At 62.1% G+C, this 4,705-nt stretch carries 7 protein-coding genes; all 7 read left to right on the forward strand.

The features are described 5' to 3' along the window. The first annotated feature begins 332 nt into the window (after positions 1-332). Positions 333-713 (forward strand): hypothetical protein, encoded by a 381-nt coding sequence (locus tag EN994_RS18430; RefSeq protein WP_013529135.1) that lies wholly within the window; start codon positions 333-335, stop codon positions 711-713. 396 nt (positions 714-1,109) lie between these two features. Further along, on the forward strand, positions 1,110-1,643 hold the full coding sequence (locus EN994_RS18435; protein WP_013529136.1) for a DUF1465 family protein: 534 nt from the start codon (positions 1,110-1,112) through the stop codon (positions 1,641-1,643). A 75-nt stretch (positions 1,644-1,718) separates the two neighbouring features. Next, complete coding sequence (ruvC, locus tag EN994_RS18440) at positions 1,719-2,228, forward strand: crossover junction endodeoxyribonuclease RuvC (protein WP_063169200.1); 510 nt, start codon at positions 1,719-1,721, stop codon at positions 2,226-2,228. Positions 2,229-2,289: 61 nt separating this feature from the next. Continuing rightward, the gene (locus EN994_RS18445; RefSeq protein ID WP_013529138.1) at positions 2,290-2,541 is read left to right on the forward strand and encodes an AbrB/MazE/SpoVT family DNA-binding domain-containing protein; all 252 of its coding nucleotides are present in this window, start codon (positions 2,290-2,292) and stop codon (positions 2,539-2,541) included. A gap of 2 nt (positions 2,542-2,543) precedes the next feature. Next, complete coding sequence (locus EN994_RS18450) at positions 2,544-2,957, forward strand: type II toxin-antitoxin system VapC family toxin (protein WP_013529139.1); 414 nt, start codon at positions 2,544-2,546, stop codon at positions 2,955-2,957. A 15-nt stretch (positions 2,958-2,972) separates the two neighbouring features. Continuing rightward, complete coding sequence (gene ruvA, locus EN994_RS18455; RefSeq protein ID WP_013529140.1) at positions 2,973-3,593, forward strand: Holliday junction branch migration protein RuvA; 621 nt, start codon at positions 2,973-2,975, stop codon at positions 3,591-3,593. A 43-nt stretch (positions 3,594-3,636) separates the two neighbouring features. Continuing rightward, a complete protein-coding gene (gene ruvB / locus EN994_RS18460; RefSeq protein WP_063170357.1) occupies positions 3,637-4,674 on the forward strand; it encodes a Holliday junction branch migration DNA helicase RuvB in 1,038 nt (345 codons plus the stop codon). The last annotated feature ends 31 nt before the right edge of the window (positions 4,675-4,705 follow it).

Genomic DNA, 4,705 nt, shown 5'->3' on the forward strand with positions numbered 1-4,705 from the left:
GGGTTGCTCCTGCAGTGTCCGGTCAGGTTTGCGGCGGCGCCGATTTGCGCCGGCCGTCAGAGGAGCGGGCGTTTAGCGTGGCGCCTGTTTCGGAACGATGTCGCGAAAAATCCGGCTCTGTTTCAGCTTACGGCCAACGCGCGAGGTCGCAGATTGTGAACGCATTATCTGATTTTCTGCTAATGTACGAATCGTCGGGAGGGGGTTGGCGCGACATCGTCTGGATACGCTGCCGATATTAGTGCGCCAATGCCGGGAGCCCGGTGGCGACAACAATCGCCTGACGATCAACCCATTCCCGCAAGCGGGAAAAGGCAATTCGGGGGACCATTATGCAAGGGATAGCACGGAATTTCTTCACGCTGGCCATCATCTATTCGCTGTGCGGCATGGCGCTCGGCCTGTACATGGCGATCAGCCAGGATCACGGCCAGATGCCGACCCACGCCCACACGATGGTGGCCGGATGGCTGATGTCGGCGGTCTTCGCCTTCTTCTACCATTTGTTTCCGGCAATCGGGCAGAAGACGCTCGCCACAGTTCATTTCTGGCTGACGGCGGTCAGCGGCATCGGCCTGCTGATCGGCCTCTATTTCCTGCTTGCCGGCAATGCCGCGATCGAACCGCTGGTGGCGGCCTCCTCGATGGGCTTCTACGCAGCCATGCTGCTGTTCGCCTTCATCGCCTTGCCGGCGGTCTGGAAGACCGCTTGACCGAGCCTGACGCAGGAGATGCTGTGCTGTTACGGCACAGTATGGCGGCGTTCGGTCAAAAAACATCCGCACCGTTAAGGCTTCATTAAGCTTTACAGGTGTTTACTATGTCCATCCAGTGATCTGGATTCTTACCGAGTGGTTGGAGCCACTTTGTTTGACGCCTCCCTGTTAAACTCCTGAGAGCCGCCTTATCCGCGGCTCTTTTTTTGTCTCGATTTCTCTTTTTTGTCCGCACCCCAGCGGGGCCGCCCGACAGGGGTGCCGTTAACCTTCTGTTAAACATGTGCTTGCCTTCACCGGTGACGAAGCGCATTTTCAAGCTTCAGTCAGATAGGGTTCCGGGTGTATCGGCAGGGAGCCGAATCGGCCGGTTGCAAGTGCAGGGGCGTATCAATGAACGAGCCTTCGAAGGGCAGTGCGAAAACCGTCAAGCTGGCGGAACGCCGGGTTTTCTCGCAATCCTTCAAGCCGCTTTACCAGGAAGGCATGGGTCTGGTCGAACAGGCCGCCGAATATCTCGACGGCAAGGGCCGGGCCGAGGCGAAGAAGCTGTCGCGGCTGGCCGCCACGCTCTACGCGGCCGAATCGATGCGGCTGACCACCAGGCTGATGCAGGTTGCCTCCTGGCTGCTTTTGCAGCGCGCCGCCAATTCCGGCGAGATGACCCGTGACCAGGTGGCATCGGAAAAGTCCAAGGTGCGCCTCGACACCGCTTCCGCCCATGACGAAGCCGCCGGTTGGGCCGAACTGCCCGAGGATTTCCTCGACCTCGTCACCCGCTCGCTGCGCCTGCAAGCGTTGGTGCGCCGCATGGACGACGAGATCTATGGCTCCGGCGCCATGGTCGACATGCAACCGATGGCTCGCCGCCCCAACCCGGTTTCCGACCAGATCAGCCTGCTCAACACGGCTTTCGCTCGGGGTTAGACCGCGGTCCGCCTTCTGTTTCCGGTTTGTTCACATTTCGCTGGCATCGCTGTCCGCCGGAGGTAAACTCGGCAAATGGCGGAAGCGATTCGCATCATCGGTATCGATCCCGGGCTTCGGCGCACCGGCTGGGGCATCGTCGAAAGCCTCGGCAATTCGCTGCGCTTCATTGCTTCCGGCACTGTGAAATCAGACGATAAGGCCGCGCTGGCAACGCGGCTGTGCCAGCTGCATGACAGGCTTGCCGAAGTCCTGCATGCCGCCATGCCGCACGAAGCGGCGGTCGAACAGACCTTCGTCAACAAGGACGCGGTGGCAACGCTGAAGCTCGGTCAGGCACGCGGCATCGCCATGCTGGTGCCGGCGCGTGCCGGCCTCGTCGTTGCCGAATATGCGCCTAACGCAGTCAAGAAAGCGGTGATCGGCGTCGGCCATGGCGACAAGAAGCAGATCCACATGATGGTGAAGGTGCTGTTGCCGAAAGCCATTTTCGATACCGAGCATGCCGCCGACGCGCTCGCCATCGCCATCTGCCACGCGCATCACCGGCAAAGCGTGGCCTACCGGATGGCACTCGCTGGATAGAGATGTTCTTGACTTGTTCACCGGGTTGGAATAATCCTTACTTGTAAGAAAGGGGTGTTTCATGCGTGTGACGAGCAAAGGTCAAGTGACAATCCCACGGGATCTGCGGGAGACATTTGGGATTGGCGCCAACAGCGAAGTCATCTTCGGCATCGAGGGCGGCAAGATCACGATCACGCCGAAGCATGACAAGGGGCGGTTGGCCGACCGCGAAAGACTCGATCGTTTTCTTGCTGCGCTCGATCGGCTTGAGGGCAGCGGCGATCAGACAATGAATGCCGATGCCGTCATGGCTTTGACCCGGGATCGCTAATCTTGGCGACGCTTGTCGACACCAACGTGCTTGTCGATATCGCCGTTCGCGATCCCGTCTGGTCAAAGTGGTCGTGGTCCAAAATGGTGTCTGCCCTCGAGCAAGGCAGCCTGGTCATCAATCAGATTATCTACGCCGAGTTTTCGATGCGCTATGAGGCGATAGACGATGTCGATGATGCCTTGCCTGAAGACGAGTTCCGGCGCGAAAGTCTCCCGTTCGAGGCGGCCTTTGCTGCGTCGAGAGCGTTCTCGGTCTATCGGCGGTTGGGCGGACCTCGAGAGAAGGTGATGCCCGACTTCTTGATTGGGGCTCACGCTGCCATCCGAGGCTATCCCATTCTTACTCGCGATCCCGCAGGTTTCAGAAAGTACTTTCCAGATGTCGAGCTCATCACGCCCGATACTCATCCCTAACGGGGATTGCGTCCAATGATCGGCAAGCTCAAGGGCACGCTGGACGAGGTCGACGAGGATCATTGCCTCGTCGATATCCATGGCGTCGGCTACGTCGCCTATTGTTCAGCGCGCACGCTGGCGGCGCTGCCTTCGCCCGGCGAAGCGGTGGTGCTGTTCATCGAGACCTATGTCCGCGAGGACATGCTGCGGCTCTACGGCTTCCAGTCAGTGCTGGAACGCGAGTGGTTCCGGCTGCTGATGAACAATGTTCCCGGCGTCGGCGCCAAGGTGGCGCTGGCCATCCTGTCGACGCTGGCGCCGGCCGACCTCGCCAATGCGATCGCGCTGCGCGACATCGCCATGGTTTCTCGCGCACCCGGCGTCGGCAAGAAGGTGGCCGAGCGCATCGTCACCGAACTGAAGAACAAGGCGCCGGCCTATGCCGGAACCGCTTCGGGCACCATCGGCCTGAAACAGGAGCTCGGCGACGGCGTGGCATCCGCGCCGATCACCGACGCGGTCTCGGCGCTGGTCAATCTCGGCTATTCGCGCGACACGGCCGCCAATGCGGTGGCGGCGGCGCTGAAGACGGCGGGCGAGGATGCCGATGCGCCGAAGCTGATTCGCTTCGGGCTGAAGGAACTTGCGCGGTGAGCCGCCGCTTGTTCAGCCCCTTGCCGTGTGCAAGGAAGGCGGCATGAGCCTGTCGCCCCGCTTGATTGCCCCGGAAAAACGCGGCGAGGATGCCGAGCAGACCTTGCGGCCGCAGACGCTCGACGATTTCGTCGGCCAGGCGGCGGCGCGGGCCAATCTCAAAGTGTTCATCGAGGCTGCCAAGAGCCGCAGCGAGGCGCTCGACCACGTGCTGTTCGTCGGGCCGCCTGGTCTCGGCAAGACGACGCTGGCGCAGATCATGGCGCGCGAGCTCGGCGTCAATTTCCGCTCGACCTCCGGCCCGGTCATCGCCAAGGCCGGCGATCTTGCCGCGCTGCTGACCAATCTCGAGGAAGGCGACGTGCTGTTCATCGACGAGATCCATCGGCTGAGCCCGGCGGTGGAGGAGATCCTTTATCCGGCGATGGAGGATTTTCAGCTCGACCTGATCATCGGGGAAGGCCCGGCGGCGCGCTCGGTCAAGATCGACCTCGCCCGCTTCACGCTCGTCGCCGCCACCACGCGGCTTGGCCTGCTGACCAATCCGCTGCGCGACCGTTTCGGCATTCCGGTACGGCTCAATTTCTACACGGTCGAGGAGCTGGAGCAGATCGTGCGGCGTGGCGCGCGTATCCTGCAAATGCCGCTCGGCAACGACGGCGCGCTGGAGATCGCGCGGCGCGCGCGGGGCACGCCACGCATCGCCGGCCGGTTGTTGCGCCGTGTGCGCGATTTCGCCTCGGTGGCCGGCGATGGCCATGTCGACCGCAAGATCGCCGACGAAGCGTTGACCCGGCTGGAAGTCGATGCGCTCGGCCTCGACTCGCTCGACCGCCGGTACCTCAGCATGATCGCGCGCAATTTCGGCGGCGGGCCGGTCGGCATCGAGACGATCGCCGCAGGCCTGTCCGAACCGCGCGATGCCATCGAGGACATCATCGAGCCTTATCTGATCCAGCAGGGTTTCATCCAGCGCACGCCGCGCGGCCGCATGCTGACGGCCAATGCCTGGCGGCATCTCGGCCTCGACGCGCCGAAGGATCTGGCGCAACAGCAGATCAACCTGTTCCAGGAAGAATAGCGCTCAGGCCGATCAGGCGCAGGTTCCGGGC

It is taken from the genome of Mesorhizobium sp. M7A.F.Ca.CA.002.09.1.1 (genome assembly GCF_003998555.1).
GTDB lineage: Bacteria > Pseudomonadota > Alphaproteobacteria > Rhizobiales > Rhizobiaceae > Mesorhizobium > Mesorhizobium ciceri.